General features: G+C 61.9%; 30 protein-coding genes. 12 read left to right on the top strand and 18 right to left on the bottom strand.

The window, feature by feature from the left end; all coding sequences use genetic code 11:
* The first annotated feature begins 22 nt into the window (after positions 1-22).
* Both FQ668_RS07430 and FQ668_RS07425 read left to right on the top strand, forming a co-directional pair.
* The gene (locus FQ668_RS07430) at positions 23-460 is read left to right on the top strand and encodes a hypothetical protein (RefSeq protein ID WP_014592115.1); all 438 of its coding nucleotides are present in this window, start codon (positions 23-25) and stop codon (positions 458-460) included.
* A complete protein-coding gene (locus tag FQ668_RS07425; RefSeq protein ID WP_014592116.1) occupies positions 457-861 on the top strand; it encodes an META domain-containing protein in 405 nt (134 codons plus the stop codon). The genes FQ668_RS07430 and FQ668_RS07425 overlap by 4 nt, the downstream gene beginning before the upstream one ends.
* Positions 862-978: 117 nt before the next feature.
* Here the strand turns inward: FQ668_RS07425 and FQ668_RS07420 are convergent, their stop codons facing one another.
* Positions 979-1,443 carry a peroxiredoxin family protein gene (locus FQ668_RS07420; RefSeq protein WP_010952706.1) on the bottom strand — a complete coding sequence of 155 codons (465 nt, stop codon included), beginning with the start codon at positions 1,441-1,443 and terminating at the stop codon, positions 979-981.
* A gap of 85 nt (positions 1,444-1,528) precedes the next feature.
* Here FQ668_RS07420 and arsC point away from each other — a divergent pair, with 85 nt between their 5' ends.
* Genes arsC through FQ668_RS07405 form a run of 3 tightly spaced genes read left to right on the top strand, consistent with a single transcriptional unit; the run spans position 1,529 to position 2,890 of the window.
* Positions 1,529-1,882, top strand: a complete 354-nt coding sequence (gene arsC, locus FQ668_RS07415) for an arsenate reductase (glutaredoxin) (RefSeq protein WP_014592117.1) — start codon at positions 1,529-1,531, stop codon at positions 1,880-1,882.
* On the top strand, positions 1,879-2,484 hold the full coding sequence (gene wrbA, locus FQ668_RS07410; protein ID WP_014592118.1) for an NAD(P)H:quinone oxidoreductase: 606 nt from the start codon (positions 1,879-1,881) through the stop codon (positions 2,482-2,484). Before arsC ends, wrbA begins: the two co-directional genes overlap by 4 nt.
* On the top strand, positions 2,477-2,890 hold the full coding sequence (locus FQ668_RS07405; protein ID WP_014592119.1) for a DUF2069 domain-containing protein: 414 nt from the start codon (positions 2,477-2,479) through the stop codon (positions 2,888-2,890). The genes wrbA and FQ668_RS07405 overlap by 8 nt, the downstream gene beginning before the upstream one ends.
* A 103-nt stretch (positions 2,891-2,993) precedes the next feature.
* On the opposite strand, the gene FQ668_RS07400 is transcribed toward FQ668_RS07405, so the two are convergent.
* Both FQ668_RS07400 and ttcA read right to left on the bottom strand, forming a co-directional pair.
* Positions 2,994-3,665: a DNA-3-methyladenine glycosylase I gene (locus FQ668_RS07400; RefSeq protein ID WP_014592120.1), complete on the bottom strand. Its 672-nt coding sequence runs from the start codon at positions 3,663-3,665 to the stop codon at positions 2,994-2,996.
* A gap of 4 nt (positions 3,666-3,669) precedes the next feature.
* Complete coding sequence (ttcA, locus tag FQ668_RS07395) at positions 3,670-4,494, bottom strand: tRNA 2-thiocytidine(32) synthetase TtcA (protein WP_014592121.1); 825 nt, start codon at positions 4,492-4,494, stop codon at positions 3,670-3,672.
* 263 nt (positions 4,495-4,757) lie between these two features.
* Here ttcA and FQ668_RS07390 point away from each other — a divergent pair, with 263 nt between their 5' ends.
* Both FQ668_RS07390 and FQ668_RS07385 read left to right on the top strand, forming a co-directional pair.
* Positions 4,758-5,357, top strand: coding sequence for a Yip1 family protein (locus FQ668_RS07390; RefSeq protein ID WP_003252385.1), 600 nt, complete (start codon positions 4,758-4,760; stop codon positions 5,355-5,357).
* 131 nt (positions 5,358-5,488) lie between these two features.
* On the top strand, positions 5,489-5,983 hold the full coding sequence (locus tag FQ668_RS07385; RefSeq protein ID WP_003252383.1) for a SprT family zinc-dependent metalloprotease: 495 nt from the start codon (positions 5,489-5,491) through the stop codon (positions 5,981-5,983).
* 186 nt (positions 5,984-6,169) lie between these two features.
* Here the strand turns inward: FQ668_RS07385 and fpr are convergent, their stop codons facing one another.
* Positions 6,170-6,949, bottom strand: coding sequence for a ferredoxin-NADP reductase (gene fpr / locus FQ668_RS07380; protein WP_003252381.1), 780 nt, complete (start codon positions 6,947-6,949; stop codon positions 6,170-6,172).
* A gap of 117 nt (positions 6,950-7,066) precedes the next feature.
* Between fpr and finR the strand changes: the two genes are divergently transcribed.
* A complete protein-coding gene (finR, locus tag FQ668_RS07375; RefSeq protein ID WP_003252379.1) occupies positions 7,067-7,993 on the top strand; it encodes a LysR family transcriptional regulator FinR in 927 nt (308 codons plus the stop codon).
* Here finR and FQ668_RS07370 read toward each other — a convergent pair.
* The 3 genes from FQ668_RS07370 to FQ668_RS07360 all read right to left on the bottom strand — a co-directional run bounded on the left by FQ668_RS07370 (position 7,990) and on the right by FQ668_RS07360 (position 9,969).
* Positions 7,990-8,355 (bottom strand): diacylglycerol kinase, encoded by a 366-nt coding sequence (locus FQ668_RS07370; protein WP_010952700.1) that lies wholly within the window; start codon positions 8,353-8,355, stop codon positions 7,990-7,992. The genes finR and FQ668_RS07370 overlap by 4 nt on opposite strands.
* 73 nt (positions 8,356-8,428) lie before the next feature.
* Complete coding sequence (gene erdR / locus FQ668_RS07365) at positions 8,429-9,079, bottom strand: response regulator transcription factor ErdR (RefSeq protein ID WP_010952699.1); 651 nt, start codon at positions 9,077-9,079, stop codon at positions 8,429-8,431.
* 179 nt (positions 9,080-9,258) lie between these two features.
* A complete protein-coding gene (locus FQ668_RS07360) occupies positions 9,259-9,969 on the bottom strand; it encodes a tRNA-uridine aminocarboxypropyltransferase (RefSeq protein ID WP_004574842.1) in 711 nt (236 codons plus the stop codon).
* Between the two features lie 216 nt (positions 9,970-10,185).
* On the opposite strand from FQ668_RS07360, the gene FQ668_RS07350 reads away from it, so the two are divergent.
* The gene (locus FQ668_RS07350; RefSeq protein ID WP_012053469.1) at positions 10,186-10,605 is read left to right on the top strand and encodes a quorum-sensing-regulated virulence factor family protein; all 420 of its coding nucleotides are present in this window, start codon (positions 10,186-10,188) and stop codon (positions 10,603-10,605) included.
* Positions 10,606-10,619: 14 nt separating this feature from the next.
* On the opposite strand, the gene FQ668_RS07345 is transcribed toward FQ668_RS07350, so the two are convergent.
* Positions 10,620-10,829, bottom strand: a complete 210-nt coding sequence (locus FQ668_RS07345) for a hypothetical protein (RefSeq protein WP_012053470.1) — start codon at positions 10,827-10,829, stop codon at positions 10,620-10,622.
* Positions 10,830-10,989: 160 nt separating this feature from the next.
* On the opposite strand from FQ668_RS07345, the gene FQ668_RS07340 reads away from it, so the two are divergent.
* Positions 10,990-12,108, top strand: a complete 1,119-nt coding sequence (locus FQ668_RS07340; RefSeq protein ID WP_019436650.1) for an LOG family protein — start codon at positions 10,990-10,992, stop codon at positions 12,106-12,108.
* A gap of 270 nt (positions 12,109-12,378) precedes the next feature.
* On the opposite strand, the gene recX is transcribed toward FQ668_RS07340, so the two are convergent.
* The 4 genes from recX to FQ668_RS07320 all read right to left on the bottom strand — a co-directional run bounded on the left by recX (position 12,379) and on the right by FQ668_RS07320 (position 15,647).
* On the bottom strand, positions 12,379-12,849 hold the full coding sequence (recX, locus tag FQ668_RS07335; RefSeq protein WP_019436651.1) for a recombination regulator RecX: 471 nt from the start codon (positions 12,847-12,849) through the stop codon (positions 12,379-12,381).
* A gap of 21 nt (positions 12,850-12,870) precedes the next feature.
* Positions 12,871-13,938 carry a recombinase RecA gene (gene recA, locus FQ668_RS07330; RefSeq protein ID WP_003252365.1) on the bottom strand — a complete coding sequence of 356 codons (1,068 nt, stop codon included), beginning with the start codon at positions 13,936-13,938 and terminating at the stop codon, positions 12,871-12,873.
* A gap of 103 nt (positions 13,939-14,041) precedes the next feature.
* Positions 14,042-14,524 (bottom strand): CinA family protein, encoded by a 483-nt coding sequence (locus tag FQ668_RS07325; protein WP_010952695.1) that lies wholly within the window; start codon positions 14,522-14,524, stop codon positions 14,042-14,044.
* Positions 14,525-14,579: 55 nt separating this feature from the next.
* Positions 14,580-15,647: a hypothetical protein gene (locus FQ668_RS07320; RefSeq protein ID WP_019436652.1), complete on the bottom strand. Its 1,068-nt coding sequence runs from the start codon at positions 15,645-15,647 to the stop codon at positions 14,580-14,582.
* Between the two features lie 186 nt (positions 15,648-15,833).
* Between FQ668_RS07320 and mutS the strand changes: the two genes are divergently transcribed.
* Both mutS and fdxA read left to right on the top strand, forming a co-directional pair.
* Entirely contained in the window at positions 15,834-18,407 is a 2,574-nt protein-coding gene (mutS, locus tag FQ668_RS07315) for a DNA mismatch repair protein MutS (protein WP_010952693.1), read from the top strand.
* A 140-nt stretch (positions 18,408-18,547) separates the two neighbouring features.
* On the top strand, positions 18,548-18,871 hold the full coding sequence (fdxA, locus tag FQ668_RS07310) for a ferredoxin FdxA (RefSeq protein WP_003252355.1): 324 nt from the start codon (positions 18,548-18,550) through the stop codon (positions 18,869-18,871).
* Positions 18,872-19,405: 534 nt separating this feature from the next.
* Here the strand turns inward: fdxA and rpoS are convergent.
* The 6 genes from rpoS to ispF form a co-directional block, all read right to left on the bottom strand.
* A complete protein-coding gene (rpoS, locus tag FQ668_RS07305; protein WP_003252351.1) occupies positions 19,406-20,413 on the bottom strand; it encodes an RNA polymerase sigma factor RpoS in 1,008 nt (335 codons plus the stop codon).
* 108 nt (positions 20,414-20,521) lie between these two features.
* Positions 20,522-21,379, bottom strand: coding sequence for a peptidoglycan DD-metalloendopeptidase family protein (locus FQ668_RS07300; RefSeq protein ID WP_019436655.1), 858 nt, complete (start codon positions 21,377-21,379; stop codon positions 20,522-20,524).
* A gap of 237 nt (positions 21,380-21,616) precedes the next feature.
* On the bottom strand, positions 21,617-22,255 hold the full coding sequence (locus FQ668_RS07295; protein WP_003252348.1) for a protein-L-isoaspartate(D-aspartate) O-methyltransferase: 639 nt from the start codon (positions 22,253-22,255) through the stop codon (positions 21,617-21,619).
* Positions 22,256-22,290: 35 nt separating this feature from the next.
* Positions 22,291-23,040, bottom strand: a complete 750-nt coding sequence (gene surE, locus FQ668_RS07290; protein WP_010952690.1) for a 5'/3'-nucleotidase SurE — start codon at positions 23,038-23,040, stop codon at positions 22,291-22,293.
* A complete protein-coding gene (gene truD, locus FQ668_RS07285; protein ID WP_003252344.1) occupies positions 23,028-24,086 on the bottom strand; it encodes a tRNA pseudouridine(13) synthase TruD in 1,059 nt (352 codons plus the stop codon). Before truD ends, surE begins: the two co-directional genes overlap by 13 nt.
* A complete protein-coding gene (gene ispF, locus FQ668_RS07280) occupies positions 24,083-24,556 on the bottom strand; it encodes a 2-C-methyl-D-erythritol 2,4-cyclodiphosphate synthase (RefSeq protein ID WP_014592129.1) in 474 nt (157 codons plus the stop codon). The genes truD and ispF overlap by 4 nt, the downstream gene beginning before the upstream one ends.
* Positions 24,557-24,653 lie beyond the last annotated feature (97 nt).

The following is a 24,653-nucleotide window of genomic DNA, read 5'->3' as shown; positions in this document are numbered from 1 at the left end:
ACGCGGCATTTCTGGAGGACCCATGGTCGAACACGATTTTCGCTACACCCTTTTCAACCCGCAACACACCCTGATCGAGTGCCGCGCTTTGGTGCCGGGCCGCTATCAGGTCACGGGCAACGGCGGTTCGATGCAAAAAGGCGACAGCCTGCTGGTCACGCTCAAGGGCAGCAAGGATTTGTCCATGCGCCTGACCGTGGAAAGCGTGCGCCACCTGATCAACCCACGCGGCCAGTGGGTGGCCGTGGCGAGCGGCCCGGTGTTCAACGAGCTGGAAATCCTCACCTGGCAGGTCGAGTGCGATCGCTGCGATGCGGTGCTGGGCTTCGAGTTCGCAGTAGACGCCAAGCTCGGCAAGGCAGCTCGTCAACCGGCTGCCAGCGCCCGTATCGCAGAGCTGGGCTGGGCCAGCCGTGGCGAAAAACACCTGTGCCCGCGTTGCCAGGAGAGCGCCGAGTGAAGAATCTGCTGACCGGCGTGCTGATTGCAACCGGCCTGCTCGGCTGCGCCACGGAACCTTCCAGGCTGCAGCAGGAACGCAGCTACGTGCTGGAGTGGATTGGTGAACGACCACTGATCGACTACAGCCACCTGACCTTGACCCTGGCCAGCGACGGCCGAGCCTATGGCAACGGCGGCTGCAACCACTGGTTTGCGCCTTACACGCTCGATGGCGAGCACCTGAGCTTCGGCAAGGTCGGCAAGACCCGCAAGCTGTGCGCACCCGCGCTGATGGAACAGGAAAAACGCTTCCTGCAGGCGCTGGAAACAGTAGAGCGTTGGGATGTGTCACCGGTGGGGCAGATGCGCTTCTGGCCAGCCGAAGGCAAGCCGCTGCGCTTCTGGCCCGAGGAAGGCTGAGGATTGCCGGGGCCGCTTTGCGGCCCTTCGCGGGCGCGCCCGCTCCCACAGTTTGTCGCGTCCCCCCTGTGGGAGCGGGCCTGCCCGCGAAGGGCCGCGAAAGCGGCCCCGAATGCATCAGGCGCCTTTCAGGGCCTTGATCTTGGCCTGCAACCCTTCCAGGGTCTGCTCGCCCATCAACTGCTCACGCACCTTGCCCTTGTCGTCGATGATGTAGGTCACCGGCAACGCCTCGCTGCGCGGCAGGTCATAGCGCTCGGCCGGGTCCTGGGCAAGCACGGTGAAACCGATACCCAGGGTTTCGGCAGCCTGCTTCAGGTCCTGCCCCTGCAGGCCATCGAAGTTCACCCCCACCACCTTGACGCCATCAGCCGCCCATTGCTTGGCCGCCGCGTTCAGTTCCGGGATTTCGGTACGGCACGGTCCGCACCATTCAGCCCAGTAGTTGAGCACCAGCCAGTGCCCTTCGATCTGTTCGGCCTTAACCGTATTACCGTGTTGGTCCACGCCGTAATCGGCACCGCAACCACCGAGCAACAGGCTCGCGGTGATGGCCAGTACTGCTGCCAGACGCCTTGCCATGGGTCAATCCTTCTCGAGTTTTAAAGCAAATTGGTCAGTCGCTGCGGTTAGAATAGCCGCCACACCCAGCTGGATGCGACCCGACATGACTGACCTCACGCTCTATCATAACCCGCGCTGCTCGAAATCCCGCGGCGCCCTGGAACTGCTCGAAGCCCGCGGCCTGGCCCCGACCATCGTGCGCTACCTGGAAACCCCGCCCGACGCGGACACCCTCAAGGCCCTGCTCGGCAAGCTGGGCATCGCCCCGCGTCAGTTGCTGCGCAGCGGCGAGGACGAATACAAAGCGCTGAACCTGGCCGACCCGGCACTGACCGACGCGCAACTGATCGAGGCCATGGCCCAGCACCCCAAACTGATCGAGCGGCCGATCCTGGTTGCCGGTGACAAGGCCGTGGTCGGTCGCCCGCCGGAAAAAGTGCTGGAGATCCTGCCGTGAGCGCGCCCTACATCCTGGTGCTGTATTACAGCCGCCATGGCGCAACCAGCGAAATGGCCCGGCACATCGCCCGCGGCATCGAGCTGGCCGGCATGGAGGCGCGTCTGCGCACGGTGCCGGCTATTTCCACCGAATGCGAAGCGGTGGCCCCGGATATTCCGGCCAGTGGCGCGCTGTACGCCACCCTTGATGACCTGCGCCACTGCGCTGGCCTGGTACTGGGCAGCCCGACCCGGTTCGGCAACATGGCAGCGCCACTCAAGTATTTCCTCGATGGCACCAGCAGCCTTTGGCTAGGTGGTGAGCTGGTCGGCAAGCCGGCTGGCGTGTTCACCTCCACCGCCAGCCTGCACGGCGGCCAGGAAACCACCCTGCTGTCGATGATGCTGCCGTTGATGCACCACGGCATGCTGGTGATGGGCCTGCCCTACAGCGAGTCGGCACTGCTCGAGACCCGTGGTGGCGGCACGCCTTATGGCGCCAGCCACCACGCAGGCGCCGATGGCAAGCGCGAACTCGACCCACACGAAATCACCCTGTGCCGCGCCCTGGGCCAACGCCTGGCGACCACGGCCAAGGCCCTGGAGGCGGCGCGTGGCTAGAAAGCCCAAGGCATTGCCGCCGCTCCAATGGCTGGTACCACGCCTGCGCCTGACGCGGGCATTGAGCCTGGCATGCTTCTTCGGCCTGATCGCCCTGCTGGTGGTAAACAACCTGTGGTTCGCCAACCTGCATGGGGCCAGGGTCGAGGTGATCCTGGCGATCGAGCTGGTGCCGTTGCTGTTGCTGCTGCCAGGCATGCTGAAAGGCAGCGCCCGGGCGCATGCCTGGACCTGCTTCGTGGTGAATATCTATTTCATCAAGGGCGTGCTGGCGGCGTTCGACCCGGCGCGGGCGGTATTCGGCTGGCTTGAAGTGCTAGTGAGCCTGGGGCTGTTCATTGCCGGGTTACTGTACGTGCGCTGGAAGTTCCAGCATGAGCGGCGCATGGCGGGCGAAGGCAGTTAGATTTTTCGCGGGCATGCCCGCTGCCACAGGAATCGCACCGCACTCAAGGCCTGTTCGGTACCTGTGGGAGCGGGCGTGCCCGCGAATGGAAGCAACACAAGACTCAATGGTTGACGGTATGCGCCAGCATCACCGACAACTGGCACAGCGGCCGCCCGCTCTCTGCATGCCACTGGTTGAACGCCTGCTGCACCAGAGCCAGGTCGCGCTGGCTGGTGGGCTGCTTGTCGATCACCTTCTGCGCAATCAACGCCGCTGCCATGTCATCGGTCGGGATGAACGTGTCTTTGCCGACCATGCGCAAGAACCGTGGCGCCGACAACCCGCCCAACTGGTTGCCGTGCTTGGCCAGGTACTTCCACAAGCCGACAATGTCGGTCACTGGCCAGTCGGCGATGAATGCTCCAAAACTGCCATGCACCTTGGCGATATCCAGCAACATTTGCGCATTGCGCGGCACGCTCTTGAGCTTGCCCAGGTGGCGGATAATGCGCTCATCCTGCATCAACCGCTCCAGATGCTCGGCGCCCATCAGCACCACTTTCTCCGGGTCGAAGCCAAAGAACACCTGCTCGAACGCCGGCCACTTGGCATCCACCAGGCTGTGCTTGAGCCCCGCGCGGAACACGCGCAGGGCCAGTGTCGACAGGTAGCGGTCGTCACTGATGTCACGCAGTTGCGCCGGCGTGCGCGGCTGCGGCAGGAAAGCCTCCAGCGCCTGGGCCGAACCAAAGCGGTTCAGGCAGTACTCATGCAACCACTGGTAATCGCGCATGGGCTCAGATGTTCAGCACGTCGAGGAAACGCGGGGTAGCGTTTTCGTCGATCTTCAGGCTGGTGAAGTCAAACAGGTTCCGGTCGGCCAGCTGCGACGGTGCCACGTTCTGCAGGGCACGGAAGATGCTCTCGGTACGGCCCGGGTGCTTGCGTTCCCACTCCACCAGCATGTCCTTGACCACCTGACGCTGCAGGTTTTCCTGCGAGCCGCACAGGTTGCACGGGATGATCGGAAATTCCTTCATGTCCGAGTAGGCCTGGATGTCCTTCTCGCTGCAGTAGGCCAGCGGGCGGATCACCACGTTGCGGCCATCGTCGGCGCGCAGCTTCGGCGGCATGCCCTTGAGCGCGCCGTTGAAGAACATGTTGAGGAAGAAGGTTTCGACGATGTCGTCGCGGTGGTGTCCCAGCGCCATCTTGGTAGCGCCGATTTCGTCAGCGAAGGTGTACAGGGTACCGCGGCGCAGGCGCGAACACAGCGAGCAAGTCGTCTTGCCTTCGGGTACCAGTTCCTTTACCACCGAGTACGTATCCTTCTCGACGATGTGGTACTCGACCCCCAGTTCCTTGAGGTAAGCCGGCAGTACGTGCTCAGGGAAGCCCGGCTGTTTCTGGTCCATGTTCACCGCAACGATCTCGAACGTGATCGGTGCCACCTTCTGCAGGTGCAACAGAACGTCGAGCATGGTGTAGCTGTCCTTGCCGCCGGACAGGCAGACCATGACCTTGTCGCCATCCTCGATCATGTTGTAGTCGGTGATGGCTTCGCCAGCGAGACGACGCAGGCGTTTTTGCAGTTTGTTCTGGTTGACCGAGAGGGTGCCCATAGCGCTTGGATCCGCGAGGTGTGACAAAAGCCGGCTATTTTACGCACAAACGCGACGCCGCTGTAGGCATTCCGATAAAGACTTCATTGTAATCAACAGCACGGCTTACAGCGCAATTTGCTCTAAAAAGCGCGGTTTATGTAGGTAACGGCTTCCTATACTGCGACATAAGGCCACATTACCGCTTGCATCGGTGTTAGGGCCTCGGGCCGCTTACGCTCCATATTGGGGGGCGTTTGGCAACATTGAGAGGAGTGATCGGCATGATTCATCACGTTGTGGGGCTGTTTACCCATCCCGATCAGGAATGGCGGGAGATTCGTGGCGAAGAAGAAACCATCAGCCACATGTACCTGACACACACCCTGATCCTCGCGGCGATTCCGGCCGTTTCGGCGTTTATCGGCACTACCCAGGTGGGCTGGGTGATCGGTGACAGGCCAGCAGTGATGCTGACCATGGAAAGCGCAATCTGGATGAGCATCATGTCCTACCTGGCCATGCTCGCCGGGGTGGCGGTAATGGGCGCGTTCATCCACTGGATGGCCCGCACCTACGATGCCAACCCGTCCATGGCGCAATGCATCGCTTTTGCCACCTACACCGCCACCCCCTTGTTCATCGGCGGCCTGGCGGCGCTCTACCCGCACCTGTGGCTGGGCATGCTGATCGGCACTGCCGCCATCTGCTACACGGTGTACCTGCTGTATGTCGGCTTGCCGACGTTCATGAACATACCGTCGGATGAAGGCTTCCTGTTCTCCAGCTCGGTGCTGGCAGTGGGCTTGGTGGTACTGGTGGCTATCATGGCCGCTACCGTGATTATCTGGGGACTGGGCGTGGGGCCCGTCTACACCAACTAGAACAGACCGAACCAACACTGGGGCATCAACCAGGGGCCGCCGCAAGGCGGCCTCTGGCTGTGCGCTGACCGGTGACTCGGCAAGCCACCTGCGCTTGCGGCATAATGCCTGGTCAGGAGAACCGCCCCGCCATGCCCGAGCAGCTCAAACAACGCGTCGAAACCTGTTACCAGCAAGCCGAAGCCTTTTTCAAACGCCGCTTCCCGCGCCCCGAAGTCAGCTTCAAACTGCGCGGGCAAAAAGCCGGCGTCGCCCACCTGCACGAGAATCTGCTGCGCTTCAACCTGCAGCTCTACCGCGAAAACCAGGAAGACTTCCTGCGCCAGACCGTGGCCCATGAAGTGGCACACCTGGTTGCCCACCAGCTGTTTGGCGACCGCATCCAGGCCCATGGTGAAGAGTGGCAGTTGATCATGCGCGGGGTGTATGAACTGCCGCCCAATCGTTGCCACAACTATGACGTGCAACGGCGCGCAGTGACCCGCTACATCTACCGCTGCCCGTGCCCGCAAAGCGACTTCCCGTTTACCGCGCAGCGGCACAAGCTGGTGCACCAAGGGCGGCGATACCTGTGCAAGCGGTGCCGGGAAATCCTGGTGTACAGCGGCGAGACGCGGGTCGAATAGATCGGGGGTCGCCTGCACCGGCCCTTTCGCGGGCAAGCCCGCTCCTACAGGTGCAGCGCACGTCTCGAGAATTGCACGCCCCCCGTAGGAGCGGGTTTACCCGCGAAAGGGCCAGAACAGGCAATGCACAAATCCCAGGTATAAGAAAGGCGACTCGAGAGTCGCCTTCCTGTACCCGCCTGCGCCTTACTTCTCGACGAAGGCACGCTCGATCAGGTAGTCACCCGGCTCGCGCATGCGCGGGGAGATCTTCAGGCCGAAGCTGTCCAGCACTTCGCTGGTCTCGTCGAGCATGCTCGGGCTGCCGCAGATCATCGCGCGGTCGTCTTGCGGGTTGATCGGCGGCAGGCCGATGTCGCTGAACAGCTTGCCGCTGCGCATCAGGTCGGTCAGACGGCCCTGGTTTTCGAACGGCTCGCGGGTCACGGTCGGGTAGTAGATCAGCTTGTCGCGAACCGACTCACCGAAGAACTCGTTCTGCGGCAGGTGCTCGGTGATGAACTCGCGGTAGGCCACTTCGTTCACGTAGCGCACGCCGTGCACCAGGATCACTTTTTCAAAGCGCTCGTAGGTTTCCGGGTCCTGGATGACGCTCATGAACGGCGCCAGGCCAGTGCCGGTGCTCAGCAGGTACAGGTGCTTGCCAGGATTCAGGTCGTCGAGTACCAGGGTGCCGGTAGGCTTCTTGCTGATAATGATCTCATCGCCTTCCTTCAGGTGCTGCAGCTGCGAGGTCAGCGGGCCGTCCGGCACCTTGATGCTGAAGAATTCAAGGTGCTCTTCCCAGTTTGGCGAAGCGATGGAGTAGGCACGCATGAGCGGACGGCCGTTGTCCTGCTGCAGGCCGATCATCACGAACTGACCGTTCTCGAAGCGCAGGCCCGGGTCGCGGGTGCACTTGAAGCTGAACAGGGTGTCGTTCCAGTGGTGCACACTGAGGACACGTTCGTGGTTCATGTTGCTCATCGATGGGGCTCCTGAAGAAAAACGCGCGCGTAAAGCGCACAGTTGCGCAATAGTTTAGGGGCAGCGACAATATCTGTTAACTGGATTATCAAGATATGTGTTATCGGTTATATCGATATGCGATTCACACTCCGTCAAATGCAAGTCTTCGTCGCCGTCGCCCAGCACCAAAGCGTCTCTCGGGCCGCCAGCCTGTTGGCGCTGTCGCAGTCGGCCGCCAGTACCTCTATCACGGAACTGGAGCGGCAATCGAGCTGCCAGCTGTTCGACCGTGCCGGCAAACGCCTGGCCCTCAATGCCCTGGGCCATCAATTGCTGCCACAAGCAGTAGCCCTGCTTGACCAGGCCAAGGAAATCGAAGACCTGCTCAACGGCAAATCCGGTTTCGGCTCGCTGGCGGTCGGCGCCACGCTCACCATCGGCAACTACCTGGCCACCCTGCTGATCGGCAACTACATGCAGACACACCCGGAAAGCCAGGTAAAACTGCATGTTCAAAATACTGCGCATATCGTGCAACAGGTCGCGCACTACGAAATTGATCTGGGTCTAATCGAAGGTGACTGCAATCACCCCGACCTGGAAGTTCAGCCGTGGGTCGAGGACGAACTGGTGGTGTTCTGTGCGCCACAGCACCCACTGGCGAAACTGGGCCGCGCCGATATCGAAAGCCTTTCGCAGGAGGCGTGGATCCTGCGCGAACAAGGCTCAGGCACGCGCCTGACCTTCGACCAGGCCATGCGCCATCACCGCGCCAACCTCAATATTCGCCTGGAGCTGGAGCACACCGAAGCGATCAAGCGCGCGGTGGAGTCGGGCCTGGGCATCGGTTGCATTTCACGCCTGGCCCTGCGTGACGCCTTCCGCCGTGGCAGCCTGGTACCTGTGGAAACACCGGAGCTGGACCTGCTGCGCCAGTTCTACTTCATCTGGCACAAACAGAAGTACCAGACCTCGGCCATGCGTGAATTTCTCGAGCTATGTCGCAACTTCACTGCCGGCTTTACCCGCAGTGACGAGATCGTGCTGCCACCGATCGCTTAAAGCAGGATCACACCCCACACCAGCGCCACCATGGTCAGGGCCACCAGCTGTGCGGCGCTGCCCATGTCCTTGGCATTTTTCGACAACGGGTGGCGCTCCAGCGAAATGCGATCGATGGCCGCCTCCACCGCCGAGTTGAACAGCTCGACGATCAGCCCCAGCAGGCAGACGGCGATCATGATGGCCCGCTCGGCGCGGCTGACCGGCAGCCAGAAGGCGATCGGGATCAGCAGCACGTTGAGCAGCACCAGCTGGCGGAATGCGGCCTCGCCCTTGAAGGCGGCACGCAGGCCGTCCAGCGAGTAGCCAGCGGCGTTGAAGATGCGTTTGAGGCCGGTCTGGCCCTTGAATGGCGATGTCATCTGAGTCACTTCACAGCAGAAAGGCCAGCAGACTAGACCGGCTCGGGTCAAAAAAGCGTGAAGCCACACGCAGTCAGTTGCTGGCAACCGATTCAAGTTGTTGCAGCAGCAGTGCAGCCTGGGTCCGGGTACGCACGCCCAGTTTACGGAAGATCGCGGTCACGTGGGCCTTGATGGTCGCTTCCGACACGCTCAGCTCATAGGCGATCTGCTTGTTCAGCAAGCCTTCGCAGACCATGGTCAGTACGCGGAACTGCTGCGGCGTGAGGCTGGCCAAGCCTTCGCTGGCGGCCTTGGCCTCGGCCGAAACATCGACCTTTTCGAACGCCTGCGGCGGCCACCAGACCTCGCCATCAAGCACCTTGCGCACCGCATCCTGGATCACTTCCAGGGTGCTGGACTTGGGAATGAAACCACTGGCGCCGAACTCGCGGGACTTGACCACCACGGCGGCCTCTTCCTGCGCCGAAACCATCACCACGGGGATCTGCGGGTACTGCCCGCGGAGCAGCACCAGACCGGAAAAACCGTAGGCACCCGGCATGTTCAAGTCCAGCAGCACCAGGTCCCAGTCGGCTTTTTCGCTCAGGCGGGTTTCCAGTTCGGCAATGCTTGCGACTTCGACCAGACGCACATCGGAGCCAAGCCCGAGGGTAACGGCCTGGCGCAGGGCGCCACGGAACAGTGGGTGGTCATCGGCAATCAGGATTTCGTATGTGGCCATCGATCTAAGGATCCTGTTCTGTGCCAGGCACTCGAGTGGAAGGGAAGCGCCCGGCGGGGAATCGGCGCCAAGGAGGCCGAGCACGGTCAAGGGTGATCAAGCCAATCGCCCTGCCGTCTCGCCCGCCCTGGCTGCCAGCTCCGTCATTATGAACCAAAGCAGGGGTTGTGCCCCTTGGACTATAGGAAGGTATGCAAACGCTGGTGGGTGTCGTCCTGCTCGTCAAGCGGCAGCCGCCGCTTGCCGCTCAGGTAATGCAGGCTGAACACATCCAGATAGGCATCCAGCGCCTGCGAAGCCTGGCTATCGCCAGCAAGGTCCAGGCACATGGCCGCAACTTCTGCCGTACAGAAATGATCATCGCGCTTGGAGCGCCGCAGGCGGTAGCGCGACATCTGCTCGGCTTGCAGGCTCAACACCGGGAAGCGGTCCAGGTACGGGCTTTTGCGGAACATCTTGCGCGCTTCGGTCCAGGTGGCATCCAGCAGGATGAACAATGGACGCTTGCCCGGCTCACGCACCACCTCGCTGACCACCCGCTCCTGAGCAACGAACTCGCCCGGAAAAACGATATAGGGCTGCCAGCGCGGGTCATCGAGCAAGGCCAGCAGGCGCTCGTCAACCGCAGTACGCAACCAGCCGAAGGCCCAGGTGTCTTCAATCAGGTCGGCAATCAACCAGCCGGTGTTGGTGGGTTTCAGCGGCTCGGTGTCGTGCATCAGCAGGCACACCCCTGCGTCAGCCTGCACCCTAGGCTTCCAGGCACACAGGCAATGGGTGGCGATGACCCGGCAATCCGGGCAACGCTCGGCACGCGAGCCACGGGCGATGAAAGGCTTGTTGCTGCGGGCCAGGCGTTCGGCGCGCAGACGCGCTACCGCATGGCTCATGCCGGCAGGCCTCTGGACAGATTGAAAATGGGCACAAGGATGACTCGGAGAAAACAAGGCGGCCAGTCTACCAGAACAGGTGGCAATTGCTGTGCAGCCGGCAATGCGCTCCTTATAATCGGGTTTCTACCGTGCCGGTCCTCGCCACGCGCAATTTTACGGAACGCCGTTGACCCGCGCATGTCAAAGCGCCAGTCATCGAACCAGGAGAGATTCATGCTGCGCCTTATCGCCCCCGCCCTGAGCCTGCTGCTCGCCCTGCCTCTGGCAGCCCAGGCGGCATCCAAGCAGGATTACGACCTGAACACCCTGCTGCAGAAGGTCGCCAAAGAGAGCAGCGTCGGCACCCCACGCGCAATCAACGAGGACATTCTCGATCAGGGTTACACCGTTGAAGGCAAGGCACTGGTCAACCATCTGAGCGTACGCCAGAGCCACGCAGCGCGCATGCAGGCCAACCCTGAGCAGGTTCGCAGCCAGCTCGGCGACAGCGTGTGCCGCAACAACGGCTTTCGCAACCTGATGTCCAAGGGCGCCGTCATGGTCTACCGCTTCACGGTCTACAAGACCAACCAGCCAGTCATGGACCAGGCCTTCGACAACGCCAGCTGCCTGGCCGGCAACAAGAAGAAGTAAGCACAGCGTCAACGCTACGCTTTCTCGTCCTCATGAGCGCGCCAGCGCCCTTCAACGGCATCGGCGCGCATCTCCGCCAACAGCGCCTGCAAGTATCGCGACCGACACTCCAGCCCCGACAGCCTGCGGCGGCACTCGGCTTCAAGGCTCAGGTGATGCACCTGGGCCGCGTTCTCCAGCTGCTGGTAGAGCTGCCAGTCCACTTCGATGACCAAGCGATGCATACCGCCACCTCCTGCATCGACACGTTTCACTCTACCAGTTAACCAAACCCGTGCTGCCGATGGCCGCAGGCCGACAGGCGGCTGCGCCGAACACCTCGGCACGATCGGGCGCTAGGGTCTAGATTGAGGTCAGAGGTATTGGTGCAGAAGGAGACGTCGCATGCCTTACCATTCGAATGAACTGCTGTTCAGCCACTTCCGCGACAACAATATCGACCTGAGCAATATCGAAGCACAACTGCAACTGGTTGCCCCCAACAGCCCTAACCTGCCGCTCTACCGCGACATGATGCTGACCATCCTGCGCATGGCCCATGACGACAGCGACCGCTGGAGCGCCAAGATCACCCTGCAGGCCCTACGCGAACTGGACCAGTCGTTCCGCACCCTGCAGCGCTACAAGGGCCGACGCAAAGTGACCGTGTTCGGCTCGGCACGCACCCCGCTGGAGCATCCGATGTACGCCCTGGCCCGCGAGCTGGGCGCCACTCTGGCGCGCTCTGACCTGATGGTTATCACCGGCGCCGGCGGCGGCATCATGGCGGCTGCCCACGAAGGCGCCGGCAGCGAGCACAGCCTGGGTTTCAACATCACCTTACCCTTCGAACAACATGCCAACCCGACGGTGAACGGTACCGACAAACTACTACCGTTCCACTTTTTCTTCATTCGCAAGCTGTTCTTCGTCAAGGAGGCCGACGGCCTGGTGCTGTGCCCTGGCGGCTTCGGCACCCTGGATGAAGCGCTGGAGGTACTGACCTTGATCCAGACCGGCAAGAGCCCACTGGTACCGGTGGTGCTGCTGGATTCGCCGGGCGGCAGCTTCTGGCACGACTGCCTGGACTTCATCAGCCGCCAGTTGGAAGAAAACCGCTACATCCTGCCCAGCGACCTGAAGCTGGTGCGCCTGGTACACAGCGCTGACGAGGCGGTTGAGGAAATCAACCAGTTCTACAGCAACTACCACTCCAGCCGCTGGCTGAAGAGCCAGTTCGTGATCCGCATGCACCATGCGCTCAGCGAGGCGGCGTTGTATGACATTCAGGAAGGGTTTGCCGATTTGCGCCTGAGTGGCAAATATCACCAGCAAGCGGATAGCAGCGCCGAGCACGAAGTTGGCAATTACAGCCACCTGACCCGCCTGTCATTCGCCTTCAACGGCCGGGATCAGGGCCGCTTGCGTGAGCTGGTGGATTTCATCAACCTGCCGGAGAACTGGGCCAAGCCACAACCCATGCATACCACGCAGAGGGCCAGGCAGGCGCTGAAAGTGAGTTGATGCTTTTCTGTAACAGCTCGCGTGATACCTGCAGGATCAACCTTAGGCTGTCTGGTCCTGCACCCGATCGGTTGTTGTACGCAGACCGTCGTAGGAGCGGGTTTACCCGCGAAAGGGCCGGGCCTGCTGCCCAATTTCCCCGATCATTCACCGTCGCAGCCGCCACCGCATTCGCGGGTGAACCCGCTCCTACAATGGAATGGAGACAGCCTGGGGCATTTGGCAAAACAGATTATCCGCTACGGGCACGTGCCACTGTGGTTTCGAGCGTCAATAATCGTCGAGATCACGCCCGTTGAGCAGACGACCGATCATGTCCATAGGGAACCCACGGTAAGCCAGGAACCGGGTCTGCTGGGCGCGGCTGCGCGGATCTTGCGGGCGCTGCCCGGCAAACTTGCGCTGCCACACGTCTCGCATACGCTCGCCCCAATTTACCTCGCTTTCACGCAGGGCCTGGTCGATATCTGCACGCGCCAAACCACGCTGACATAGCTCTTCGCGAATACGCGCAGGGCCATAGCCAGAGCCGGAACGATAGCGAATGAAACTCTCGAGGTAGCGGGCTTCACTAAGCAGCCCTTCTTCGGCGAGCCGATCGAGTTCGGGCTCGATCAACTCGTCCGAAGCGCCACGCTGACGCAACTTGCGCGTCAGCTCGACTCGACCGTGCTCACGTCGTGCGAGCAGGTCCATGGCTGTCCGCCGGATGGCGACGGGGGTGTCGAGTACGGCAGACATATTTGACTATCTACTGCGCAATCAATAACCGGCGTCAGCGTCAGCCATGTCATCGGCATCAGCTTCGGCAGCAGCAGCTTTGCCGGCTTCAGCAGCAGCACCCGCTTTCAGCAACTTCTCACGAATCTGCTTCTCGATCTCGGCACCAATAGCCGGGTTCTCAGCCAGGTACTTGGCAGCGTTGGCTTTGCCTTGACCGATCTTGTTGCCTTGGTAGGCGTACCAGGCGCCGGACTTCTCGACCAAGCCCTGAGATACCCCCAGATCAATGATCTCGCCGTTACGGTAGATACCTTTCCCGTAAAGAATCTGGAACTCAGCCTGACGGAACGGAGGCGAGACCTTGTTCTTGACGATCTTGACGCGGGTTTCGCTGCCGACCACTTCGTCGCCTTCCTTGACCGCGCCGGTACGGCGGATGTCCAGACGGACCGAAGCATAGAACTTCAGGGCGTTACCACCGGTAGTGGTTTCCGGGCTGCCGAACATCACACCGATCTTCATACGGATCTGGTTGATGAAGATGACCAGGCAGTTCGCGTTCTTGATGTTACCGGTGATCTTACGCAGTGCCTGGGACATCAGGCGGGCCTGCAGACCCACATGCATGTCACCCATTTCGCCTTCGATCTCGGCCTTCGGTACCAGCGCGGCAACGGAGTCGACAATGATCACGTCGACCGCGTTGGAACGCACCAGCATGTCGGTGATTTCAAGGGCCTGCTCACCGGTGTCCGGCTGCGAAACCAGCAGGTCATCGACGTTGACGCCCAGCTTGCCGGCGTACTCAGGGTCAAGGGCATGTTCGGCGTCGACGAAGGCGCAGGTAGCACCGTTCTTCTGCGCTTCAGCGATGACAGACAGGGTGAGCGTGGTCTTACCCGACGATTCCGGGCCGTAGATCTCGACGATACGGCCTTTTGGCAGACCGCCGATGCCCAGTGCGATATCCAAGCCCAGCGAGCCGGTGGAGATGGCCGGAATGCCTTGACGCTCATGGTCACCCATGCGCATGACCGCGCCTTTACCGAATTGGCGTTCGATCTGACCCAGGGCCGCAGCCAAGGCGCGCTTCTTGTTGTCGTCCATTGAAATCCTCACGTGTTCGACTTGGCCCTGACGGCCGGAATACCTGTATAAGTAGCCAGTATTATTCCACAGGCAGACGCCCGCGCAAACCCCTGTCGTCGATTTACTCGGCACCAAGCTGTAACAAGCCGTCTAACGCGGCGATCACCGTCTGTCGGCGCACCGCCTCGCGGTCACCGTCGAACTGCCGACGTTCGCTGAACACCCGGTCGCCATCACCCCAGGCCAGCCACACAGTGCCCACTGGTTTGGCTGGCGAGCCGCCGTCCGGCCCGGCCACACCACTCACCGCCACGGCGAAGCGTGCGCCACTGGCGGCCTGAGCCCCACGGACCATGGCTTCGACCACTTCCTGGCTGACTGCCCCCACCTGACCGAACAACGCTTCAGGCACCCCCAGCTGGCGGGTTTTCTGTGCATTGGAATAGGTGACGTAACCGGCTTCGAACCAGGCCGAGCTGCCAGGTATGCGGGTGATGGCTTCGGCAATGCCACCACCGGTGCAGGATTCGGCGGTAGTCACCTGCGCATTGAATCGGCGCAGGTGCTCACCCAGGCGGGTGGCGAGCGTGGTGATCGGGTCCATGTGGGTGCTCCTTGAAGGCGGCTCTCTACCCTATCACCCTGGTTCGGGCTCTGGCTCAGGAAACTTTCAGGCTGGCCCGTGCGATTTCGCTGAACGCCAGTTCGTCACGCTGCCCCAGCCGCGGCAGCCCGTCAGGCCACTCCCGGCTCCAGTCGAAGCCGCCCAGCTTGCGCATGTCCTCGACCGCCGAACGCCACCAGACCACCTTGCACGCGCGCTGGTAGTCATCACCATTCATCACACTGCCGTAGAGCAACTTGCGGCCGATGCCACGCAGCTCCCGGGGTACATGCTTTAGGCTCCATTTCACCGAGAGCCGCGCCAGCCAAGAGGGCACCGGGCGATGCGCCGGCACCTTCAGGGCCAGACCTGGCATCTTCGAATGAAAATGCTCGCCATGCCGGGCAAAGAAGATTTCTAGAATGGCATGCACGTACTGCTTCATCGCAAAGTAATGGCTGATCACGCCGCGCGCCTCGTTGATCGGCGCGCCGTGCAATTCGAAGGAAAAGGCGATCTGCTCGATCGTATGCAAGTCACGAGCATACGGCGTCCAGTCGTCAATCCGGACAATGGCGCGCTCGGCGATGCCAACGTTGTCGCGGGTAAAGCCCATCACACCGCTGTTACACAGCCGCAGGTCATCGGCCGGTGCTTCGCCCGACTCCACAAGCCCCTCGATGAAGCAGCGGTAATAGCTGCTGCGAGAAGCCTCGGCCCAGCTCATTTCCACCTCGTCGACCAAGAATTGCCCGGAATCGACCTGGCTGAACAGCTTTTGCGGCGACTGCAGAAATACCGTATCGGTATCGATGAACACGGTCTTTTCCGCCCACTGCCCGGCCTGGGCAATGGCGCAGGCCTTGCGCCGATGGGTGTAGCCGCCGTCACCGGCCCAGGCCTGCAAGGTCTGCTCGTCCAGTGCGATCACTTCCACCGGCCAGCCGGCAAAAGCCTGTGGCTGGTCGGTAAGCACGCGGATCACCGGCAGCTCAGCCGGCTTGCAACGGGCCAGGGCGGTGAGGATGCTGAGTTTTGCCTCCAGGTGATAGATCCGGCGCTCGCCATAAAGGAGGTAGATCAACTGTTGCGTTACATAAGGGACAGGGCTGGACACATTCATCGTGGAGGTCACGGCTAGGGGCATTCGTCGAGGGGCGCGCATTCTAGAGGGTTACGCGGCGCAGCTCCACCATTGCCCGCCGGACTGCAGGCGCACGCCCCACAGCAGGCGCCTGCAACGCAACGAAAAAGCCTGTACCATTACGGGTTTACCATCGCCAACCAGATCCCCCCTGTAAGGCCCTGAATGTCAGATCTTTCCGCACACACCCCGATGATGCAGCAGTACTGGAAGCTGAAAAACCAGCACCCGGACCAGCTGATGTTCTACCGCATGGGCGACTTCTACGAGATCTTCTACGAAGATGCGAAAAAGGCCGCGAAACTGCTGGATATCACGCTGACCGCCCGCGGTCAGTCGGCCGGCCAGTCCATCCCCATGTGCGGGATTCCTTTCCATTCGCTGGAAGGCTACCTGGCCAAGCTGGTCAAGCTCGGCGAGTCGGTGGTGATCTGTGAGCAGATCGGCGACCCCGCCACCAGCAAGGGCCCGGTGGAGCGCCAGGTGGTGCGCATCATCACCCCCGGTACGGTCAGTGACGAGGCACTGCTCGACGAGCGCCGCGACAACCTGATCGCCGCACTGCTCGGTGACGAACGCCTGTTCGGCCTGGCGGTACTGGACATCACCAGCGGCAATTTCAGCGTGCAGGAGATCAAGGGCTGGGAAAACCTGCTGGCCGAACTCGAGCGCCTGAACCCGGTCGAGCTGTTGATCCCCGACGACTGGCCACGGGACCTGCCTGCGGAGAAACGCCCAGGCGCCCGCCGCCGCGCCCCTTGGGACTTCGACCGCGACTCGGCACGCAAGGCCCTGTGCCAGCAGTTCGCAACCAAGGACCTCAAGGGCTTCGGCTGCGACAAGCTGACCCTGGCCATCGGTGCCGCCGGCTGCCTGCTGACCTACGCCAAGGAAACCCAGCGCACCGCCCTGCCGCACTTGCGTAGCCTGCGCCACGAGCGTCTGGACGATACGGTCATCCTCGATGGGGCCAGCCGGCGTAACCTGGAGCTGGACATCAACCTGGCCGGCGGGCGCGACAACACCCTGCAATCGGTGATCGACCGCTGCCAGACCGCCATGGCCAGCCGCCTGCTGAGCCGCTGGCTGAACCGCCCACTGCGCGACCTCAAGGTGCTGCAAGCACGCCAGGACTCGATCCGCTGCCTGCTCGACAGCTACCGCTTCGAAAAGCTGCAGCCGCAGTTGAAGGAAATTGGCGATATCGAGCGGATCCTCGCCCGGATTGGCCTGCGCAATGCCCGCCCGCGCGACCTGGCACGCCTGCGCGATGCGCTGGGCGCGTTGCCAGAACTGCAGAACGCGATGACCGAGCTCGAAGCGCCGCACCTGGCGCGTCTGGCGGCCATTACCGGTACCTATCCGGAGCTGGCCAGCCTGTTGGAGCGGGCGATCATCGATAACCCGCCGGCGGTGATCCGCGACGGCGGAGTACTGAAGGCCGGCTATGACAACGAACTGGACGAGCTGCTGGCAATCAGCGAGAACGCCGGTCAGTTCCTGATCGACCTGGAAGCCCGGGAAAAGGCTCGCACCGGCCTGGCCAACCTCAAGGTCGGCTACAACCGCGTACACGGCTACTTCATCGAACTGCCAACCAAGCAGGCCGAACAGGCCCCGGGCGACTACATCCGCCGCCAGACCCTCAAAGGCGCCGAGCGCTTCATCACCCCGGAGCTGAAGGCGTTCGAGGACAAGGCATTGTCGGCCAAGAGCCGCGCCCTGGCCCGCGAGAAGATGCTCTACGACGCGCTGCTGGAAACCCTGATCAGCCACTTGGCGCCGCTGCAGGACAGTGCCGCCGCGCTGGCCGAGCTGGATGTGCTCAGCAACTTGGCCGAGCGCGCACTGAACCTCGACCTGAACTGCCCACGCTTCGTCGACGAGCCTTGCCTGCGCATCGAGCAGGGCCGCCACCCGGTGGTGGAGCAGGTGCTGACCACGCCGTTCGTGGCCAACGACCTGGGCCTGGACAACAGTACGCGCATGCTGATCATCACCGGCCCGAACATGGGCGGTAAGTCGACATACATGCGCCAGACCGCTCTGATCGTGCTGCTGGCGCACATCGGCAGCTTCGTGCCGGCAGCCAGCTGCGAGCTGTCGCTGGTCGACCGCATCTTCACCCGCATCGGCTCCAGTGACGACCTGGCCGGCGGGCGCTCGACCTTCATGGTGGAGATGAGCGAAACCGCCAACATCCTGCACAACGCCACCGACCGCAGCCTGGTGCTGATGGACGAAGTGGGCCGCGGTACCAGCACCTTCGACGGCCTGTCGCTGGCCTGGGCTGCCGCTGAGCGCCTGGCCCAGCTGCGTGCCTACACCTTGTTCGCCACCCACTACTTCGAACTGACCGTGCTGCCGGAGAGCGAGCCGCTGGTGGCCAACGTGCACCTGAACGCCACCGAGCACAATGAACGCATCGTGTTCCTGCACCACGTGCTACCCGGCCCTGCCAGCCAAAGCTACGGCCTGGCCGTCGCACAGCTGGCCGGCGTACCGACGGCAGTGATCCAGCGTGCCCGCGAGCACCTTGGCCGGCTGGAAACCACCAGCCTGCCCCATGAGCAGCCTGCGGCCCACAAGGCCAAGGACGCGCCGCAAGTGCCGCATCAGAGCGACTTGTTTGCCAGCCTGCCTCATCCAGCCATCGAGAAGCTGGGCAAGCTGCAACTGGACGACATGACCCCGCGTCAAGCTATCGAAATGCTATATCAACTAAAGAACCTGTTATAACGGCGCCCATTACAAGCTGGTAGAATCCGCCGCGGTTTGCTGGTGCTGCAGGTTATTAGCCTGGCCTGCAGCCACATACCCGTAAACCGCGCGGCCCTGAGAGGAAGGGCCGCCGCCGTCGCCTGAGGAGAGAATTAGAAATGACCTTCGTCGTCACCGACAACTGCATCAAATGCAAATACACCGACTGCGTGGAAGTCTGTCCGGTGGACTGCTTCTACGAAGGCCCGAACTTCCTGGTCATCCACCCGGACGAGTGCATCGACTGCGCCTTGTGCGAGCCGGAGTGCCCAGCGCAAGCCATCTTCTCGGAAGACGAAGTGCCTTCGGGCATGGAAAACTTCATCGAGCTGAACGCCGAGCTGGCGGAAATCTGGCCTAATATCACCGAGCGTAAGGACGCCCTGCCGGACGCTGAAGAATGGGATGGCAAGCCTGGCAAGATTGCCGACCTGGAGCGCTGATAGCGCCCAGACGCGAAAAAGGCCCTTCGGGGCCTTTTTTGTTTTCCTACGGGCAAAAAAAGGGGCGGTTTGACCCGCCCACATTTTTTTCCGTAGTCCCTGCTTGTCCCAAACATCATCCTGATGAAATCGCTTCTTGCGACGTCCTTGGCCTTCATCCTGAAAGCCTGTGCATGTCCCTGTGCACAGTTCGAATACTAGCGGGTTCAGCCCGGCGAGCAAGCGATGGACCTTGCAAGGTATTTCCGCGGACACATTTATTCACCGGTGAATAAACCATGCTTTTCAATGGGTTGTAAAAATGCAGCCTTTGGAAACGACTTTGATTTACTGAAGGTTGCATGGAAAGCTTACACAACGAGTAAGCAAAGGCTTACACGCGGTGTTACTGGGGTGGCGCGGTACACATTTGATATGTGCCTTGCCTGGCAGAGTCTGGGCGCCATGCGCCCCGGCAATCTGAAGGGAAACTGGCTTCTCGCCACAAACAAAAACGCCCCGAGATCATCGGGGCGTCTTTTGTTACAGCGCTAGCTACTGGAACAATGACTCGCTGGACAGACCATTCTTTTCAAGGATCTCGCGCAAGCGCTTGAGCCCTTCCACCTGGATTTGCCGCACGCGTTCACGGGTAAGGCCGATCTCCAGCCCAACATCCTCCAGGGTACTGCTTTCATGGCCGCGAAGGCCAAAGCGGCGTACAACCACTTCACGCTGCTTGTCGGTCAACTCGCCCAGCCACTGATCGATGCTCTGCGACAGGTCGTCATCCTGCAGCAGTTCGCACGGGTCGGTCGGGCGGTCGTCGGTCAGGGTATCAAGCAGGGTCTTGTCCGAATCCGGGCCAAGCGACACGTCTACCGAAGACACCCGCTCGTTCAGGCCGAGCATACGCTTGACCTCGGCGACCGGCTTTTCCAGCAAGGTGGCGATTTCTTCCGGCGAGGGCTCGTGGTCGAGTTTCTGCGTCAGCTCGCGCGCGGCGCGCAGGTATACGTTCAGTTCCTTGACCACGTGGATCGGCAGGCGAATGGTGCGGGTCTGGTTCATGATCGCCCGTTCGATGGTCTGGCGAATCCACCAGGTCGCATAGGTCGAAAAACGGAAACCACGCTCCGGGTCGAACTTTTCGACCGCACGGATCAGCCCCAGGTTGCCCTCCTCGATCAGGTCGAGCAACGACAGGCCACGGTTCACGTATCGACGGGCAATTTTGACAACCAGGCGCAGGTTGCTTTCGATCATGCGCTTGCGGCCGGCAGGGTCACCCTTTTGCGACAAGCGCGCAAAATGCACTTCTTCTTCCGGCGAAAGCAGCGGCGAGAAACCAATCTCGTTGAGGTACAGCTGGGTGGCATCGAGCGCCCTGCTGTAATCGATGTACTTGTGTTGCTTGAGCGAAGAGCCCGATTTGGCCCTCGTCCGAACCGAAGATACAGCAGGTTCGTCTGACACCACATCCGTTTCCAAAACGATACCCGTCTCCATCAGGAGGACGTCATCGTCGATGTCAAACTCCGGCACTTCTTTACTGAGAGCCATTGTTATAATCCTTTGCTGAGTTCGAACTCAGACTCGAGCGGCACCTTTCTCCCTGGCAGCGCTTGAGCCTGTCCCCACTACATCACAGGAACAGGCTGGGTACAACGGTCAACGACGTGGCAGGAACTGGAGTGGATCGACGGGTTTGCCCTGGCGGCGAATCTCGAAATGCAGCTTCACCCGATCTGTGCCCGTAGACCCCATTTCAGCAATCGACTGCCCTGCCTTGACCTGCTGCCCCTCCCGAACCAACAGCCTGCGGTTATGACCGTAGGCACTGACGTAGGTGTCGCTGTGCTTGATGATGATCAGCTCGCCGTAGCCCCTCAAACCACTCCCGGCATAAACCACCGCACCATCAGACGCAGCAAAAACAGGCTGTCCCAAATCACCGGCGATATCAATGCCTTTATTCAAACTACCGTTTGAAGCGAATTTTCCAATCAGTACACCGTTGGCAGGCCAGGTCCAACCACCTACCGCGCGCTCTGCAGCTGGTACGGTAGCGACCACAGGGGCAGGGGCGGAAGGCGCCGCCGTGGCCGGTTTGCTGGTGCTGGCAGGCGCCGTGGCAGTGCTGCCCACAGGCCGCCGCGTGACCGTGGTGCGGCTTGACGAGGACGGGCTGGACACCACCGTGGTGCGGCTGCTGGAACCGCTGCTGAAACGAATCGCTTGGCCCGGGCGGATGGTATAAGGCGCCTGAATGCCGTTGCGTGCAGCCAGCTCCTTGTAGTCCCAGCCATAACGGAAGGCGATGGAGAACAGGGTGTCGCCTGGCTTGACGATGTATTGCCCAGAAGTCACCGCCGGGCGCTTGGGCACGGTGTTGTTGCGGTCGACCACCCGCGCGCTGTTGCTGCTGGTGCTTGAGCAACCCACCAGAAGCGTGCCAATGGCCAATGCAATCACCAGAAGCTTGAAAACCGACCCGTCCTTGCGCTGCCGAATGACTGTGTGACCCACCCGCGCTCCCCTCATGGTGCCGAAAATCGATATGAAGACAAGAAATGCAATATTGTTGCAATTATAACCAAGCCAGCCGGTAATGGCAGACGGGTACGAAAGACGGGCAAAAAACCCCGGTGCACGCTGTGCGTTAGCGCTTCGCACCGCCTGATAGACAGGGCGAAGTGACAAGAATTCGCCACCGGCACAAAAATACACCGCGCCTCATGCCCGCACAGCTCAGATCAACAGGCCTCAGGCCAGGGGACCGTTGAGCAGCGGCACGAAACGCACAGCCCCCAGTACGCGACGGGAGAATCCATGCTCTTCGCGCACGATCAGCATCAGTTGCTGCGCTTCGCCGGCCGGCCCTACCGGGATGACCATGCGCCCACCGGGTGCCAGTTGATCGAGCAGTGCCTGTGGCACTTCCGGCGCCACGGCGGTAACGATGATGCCGTTGTACGGCGCAAGCGCCGGCCACCCCTCACAACCGTCACCCCAGCGGAAAACCACGTTGCGCAGGTTAAGCTCCACCAAGCGCTCTTTGGCCCGGTCCTGCAGTACTTTGATGCGCTCTACCGAAAACACCCGCTCGACCAGCTGGGCCAGGATCGCCGTCTGGTAGCCCGAACCGGTGCCAATCTCCAGCACCTTGTCCAGCGGCCCGGCCTCGAGCAACAACTCGCTCATGTGAGCAACCATGAACGGCTGGGAGATGGTCTGGTTGTGGCCGATCGGCAGCGCGGTGTCTTCGTAAGCCCGATGCGCCAGTGCCTCGTCGACGAACAGGTGGCGCGGCGTACGACGGATCACGTCTAGCACCTTGGTGTTCGAAACCCCCTCTTCGCACAAGCGCTGGATCAGCCGCTCCCGGGTACGCTGAGAGGTCATGCCGATGCCACGCCGCAGCATATCGTCCTCGCGCATCAGAGCAGGCCCTCCAGCCATCCATCGAGCTGCTCGAAGGCATCATTGAAGGTGCGGTCGAGCTGCAACGGGGTAATCGATACGTAGCCTTGCATCACCGCGTGGAAGTCGGTGCCCGGGCCGCCGTCCTCGGCATCACCGGCCACGGCAATCCAGTAGCCTTCCTTGCCACGCGGGTTGACCACCTTGGTGGGCGCCGCCGCCCGCGCCCGGTGACCGAGACGGGTGAGCTGGATGCCACGGATGTGCTCCAGCGGCAAGTTAGGAATATTGACGTTGAGTACGGTGCGTGGCGGCAATACCAGGCGCGACTGTGCCTCGACCAGACGACGGGCAATATAGGCCGCAGTCGGCAGGTTGTCCGGCTGGCGCGACAACAGCGAGAACGCCAGCGAGGTACCGCCGAGGAAGCGGCCTTCCAGCGCCGCAGCGACCGTTCCCGAATACAGCACGTCATCGCCCAGGTTGGCACCGAGGTTGATCCCCGACACGACCATGTCCGGCATCTGCGGCAACAGCCCATTGAGCCCCAGGTGCACGCAGTCGGTCGGCGTGCCGTTGAGGCTGATGAAGCCATTGGCCAAGGTCTGCGGATGCAGTGGCCGGTCCAGCGTCAGCGAACTGCTGGCGCCGCTCTTGTCTTGATCCGGGGCGATCACCGCGCACTCGGCATAATCCGCCAGCGCAGCGTGCAGCGCGGCGATGCCAGGTGCGGTAACACCGTCGTCATTCGAAATCAGAATACGCATGGGCTGTCCGTCTGCCCTGCCGACACCAGATCCACGACTTCACGCACCACCACGGTGGCGAAGCATCCGGCCGGCAGGACGAATTCCAGTTGCAGGATATCAGGCTCGGGATAATGCCACGTCAGGCCGCCAATAGGGAGCCGCAGAATTCGCCGTTCGTGATCCATGCCCGCCTGGGCCAGCCACTGGCAAAGTGCCGGCTGACGTGCGCCGATAGCGTTTTCCAGCTGCGCAGGCGCAGCGCCAGCAGGTGAAGCGCCCTCCCCCCACATCGGGCCGGTTGGATGCAAGTCGAGAATCGCCAGGCGCGGGTCGGCACATTCCGCCTCACCCGCCGGGAAGAAACTGCGGCTGTCGGTGAACGCCAGCAGGTCGCCGACCTGGGCTCGGGCCCAGCTACCGTCAGCCACACGCGCAGCCAGCAACTGATTGAACAGGTAGCTGCGCCCGGCCGAAAGCAGCCGCGAACGCACGTTGCGCTGTTCAGGCAAAGCCTTGCGCGCGGCCCAATCGAGGGCGTCATGGACGTTGCCACCCCCGTGCCCGAAGCGCTGGGTGCCGAAATAGTTGGGCACACCTTGCTGCCTGAGCTGCTCCAGGCGGGCATCCACCGCCTGGTGATCGGCAGCCAGGGCGGTCAGGCGCAAGGTGAACCCGTTGGCCGAATGCGCGCCGCGCTGCAGTTTGCGCTGGTGACGCACCTGTTTGAGCACACGCAGGCTGGCATCCTCGGCACGCGACAGATCCGGGTCGGCCTTGCCCGGCAGGTGCAGGCTGAACCACTGGCGGGTCAGCGCCTGGCGATCCTTCAGGCCGGCGTAGCTGATGCTGCGCACCGGCACGCCAGCGGCGCGGGCAAGGCGCCGGGCGGCTTCTTCAGTGTTCAGATCACGCTTCTCGACCCACAGCCACAGGTGCTCGCCTTGGCCCGATAGCGGTATATCCAGGACTTCGTCAACCTGAAAGTCTTCGGCAACCGCTTTGAGGACGGCGGTGCCCAGCGGTTCGCCCGATGCGCGCGGGCCCAGCAGTTCAAGTTCGGTCATGCTGGTAGCAGCAGGGCGACTGAATGCACGGCAATGCCCTCCTCGCGGCCGGTAAAGCCCAGCTTCTCCGTGGTGGTGGCCTTGACATTGACCTGGTCGAGCTCGACCTGCAGGTCTTCGGCAATCAGCTGGCGCATGGTTTCGATGTGTGGGGCCATTTTCGGTGCCTGGGCGACGATGGTGGCGTCAACGTTGCCGACCTTCCAGCCCTTGGCATTGACGATGGCGACCACATGGCGCAGCAGCGCGCGGCTGTCAGCACCCTTGAACTGCGGGTCAGTGTCAGGGAAGTGCTTGCCGATGTCGCCCAGCGCCGCAGCGCCAAGCAAGGCATCGCTCAGGGCGTGCAGCAGCACGTCACCGTCGGAGTGGGCCAGCAGGCCGTATTTGTGGGGGATACGCACCCCGCCCAGGGTAATGAAATCACCGTCACAGAAACGGTGCACATCGTAGCCGTGGCCAATACGCATAAGAAAACGCCCTGAATGAGTCAGGGCGTGATTCTACCTGCTTTGCAGGGGATTTGTGGGATTGGGGCTGCTGTGCAGCCCTTCGCGGGCACGCCCG

Source organism: Pseudomonas sp. Kh14 (assembly GCF_900291005.1).
Taxonomy (GTDB): Bacteria; Pseudomonadota; Gammaproteobacteria; order Pseudomonadales; family Pseudomonadaceae; genus Aquipseudomonas; species Aquipseudomonas alloputida.
Note: the sequence above shows the minus strand (reverse complement) of the source record. Positions and strands in the feature narration are given on the sequence as shown.

Excerpts from the sequence above, each read along its gene's own strand:
- fpr (WP_003252381.1), bottom strand. The coding sequence starts at position 6,949 with ATGAGCAACATGAACCACGAACGTGTCCTCAGTGTGCACCACTGGAAC.
- FQ668_RS07390 (WP_003252385.1), top strand. The coding sequence starts at position 4,758 with ATGATTCATCACGTTGTGGGGCTGTTTACCCATCCCGATCAGGAATGG.
- FQ668_RS07370 (WP_010952700.1), bottom strand. The coding sequence starts at position 8,355 with ATGACATCGCCATTCAAGGGCCAGACCGGCCTCAAACGCATCTTCAAC.
- surE (WP_010952690.1), bottom strand. The coding sequence starts at position 23,040 with ATGCGTATTCTGATTTCGAATGACGACGGTGTTACCGCACCTGGCATC.
- FQ668_RS07345 (WP_012053470.1), bottom strand. The coding sequence starts at position 10,829 with ATGCATCGCTTGGTCATCGAAGTGGACTGGCAGCTCTACCAGCAGCTG.
- FQ668_RS07325 (WP_010952695.1), bottom strand. The coding sequence starts at position 14,524 with ATGGACCCGATCACCACGCTCGCCACCCGCCTGGGTGAGCACCTGCGC.
- erdR (WP_010952699.1), bottom strand. The coding sequence starts at position 9,079 with ATGGCCACATACGAAATCCTGATTGCCGATGACCACCCACTGTTCCGT.
- FQ668_RS07295 (WP_003252348.1), bottom strand. The coding sequence starts at position 22,255 with ATGACCTCTCAGCGTACCCGGGAGCGGCTGATCCAGCGCTTGTGCGAA.
- FQ668_RS07340 (WP_019436650.1), top strand. The coding sequence starts at position 10,990 with ATGCCTTACCATTCGAATGAACTGCTGTTCAGCCACTTCCGCGACAAC.
- FQ668_RS07385 (WP_003252383.1), top strand. The coding sequence starts at position 5,489 with ATGCCCGAGCAGCTCAAACAACGCGTCGAAACCTGTTACCAGCAAGCC.
- FQ668_RS07420 (WP_010952706.1), bottom strand. The coding sequence starts at position 1,443 with ATGGCAAGGCGTCTGGCAGCAGTACTGGCCATCACCGCGAGCCTGTTG.
- FQ668_RS07360 (WP_004574842.1), bottom strand. The coding sequence starts at position 9,969 with ATGAGCCATGCGGTAGCGCGTCTGCGCGCCGAACGCCTGGCCCGCAGC.
- FQ668_RS07400 (WP_014592120.1), bottom strand. The coding sequence starts at position 3,665 with ATGCGCGATTACCAGTGGTTGCATGAGTACTGCCTGAACCGCTTTGGT.
- FQ668_RS07430 (WP_014592115.1), top strand. The coding sequence starts at position 23 with ATGGTCGAACACGATTTTCGCTACACCCTTTTCAACCCGCAACACACC.
- mutS (WP_010952693.1), top strand. The coding sequence starts at position 15,834 with ATGTCAGATCTTTCCGCACACACCCCGATGATGCAGCAGTACTGGAAG.
- FQ668_RS07320 (WP_019436652.1), bottom strand. The coding sequence starts at position 15,647 with ATGAATGTGTCCAGCCCTGTCCCTTATGTAACGCAACAGTTGATCTAC.
- fdxA (WP_003252355.1), top strand. The coding sequence starts at position 18,548 with ATGACCTTCGTCGTCACCGACAACTGCATCAAATGCAAATACACCGAC.
- ttcA (WP_014592121.1), bottom strand. The coding sequence starts at position 4,494 with ATGGGCACCCTCTCGGTCAACCAGAACAAACTGCAAAAACGCCTGCGT.
- truD (WP_003252344.1), bottom strand. The coding sequence starts at position 24,086 with ATGACCGAACTTGAACTGCTGGGCCCGCGCGCATCGGGCGAACCGCTG.
- rpoS (WP_003252351.1), bottom strand. The coding sequence starts at position 20,413 with ATGGCTCTCAGTAAAGAAGTGCCGGAGTTTGACATCGACGATGACGTC.
- recX (WP_019436651.1), bottom strand. The coding sequence starts at position 12,849 with ATGTCTGCCGTACTCGACACCCCCGTCGCCATCCGGCGGACAGCCATG.
- recA (WP_003252365.1), bottom strand. The coding sequence starts at position 13,938 with ATGGACGACAACAAGAAGCGCGCCTTGGCTGCGGCCCTGGGTCAGATC.
- FQ668_RS07350 (WP_012053469.1), top strand. The coding sequence starts at position 10,186 with ATGCTGCGCCTTATCGCCCCCGCCCTGAGCCTGCTGCTCGCCCTGCCT.
- finR (WP_003252379.1), top strand. The coding sequence starts at position 7,067 with ATGCGATTCACACTCCGTCAAATGCAAGTCTTCGTCGCCGTCGCCCAG.
- ispF (WP_014592129.1), bottom strand. The coding sequence starts at position 24,556 with ATGCGTATTGGCCACGGCTACGATGTGCACCGTTTCTGTGACGGTGAT.
- arsC (WP_014592117.1), top strand. The coding sequence starts at position 1,529 with ATGACTGACCTCACGCTCTATCATAACCCGCGCTGCTCGAAATCCCGC.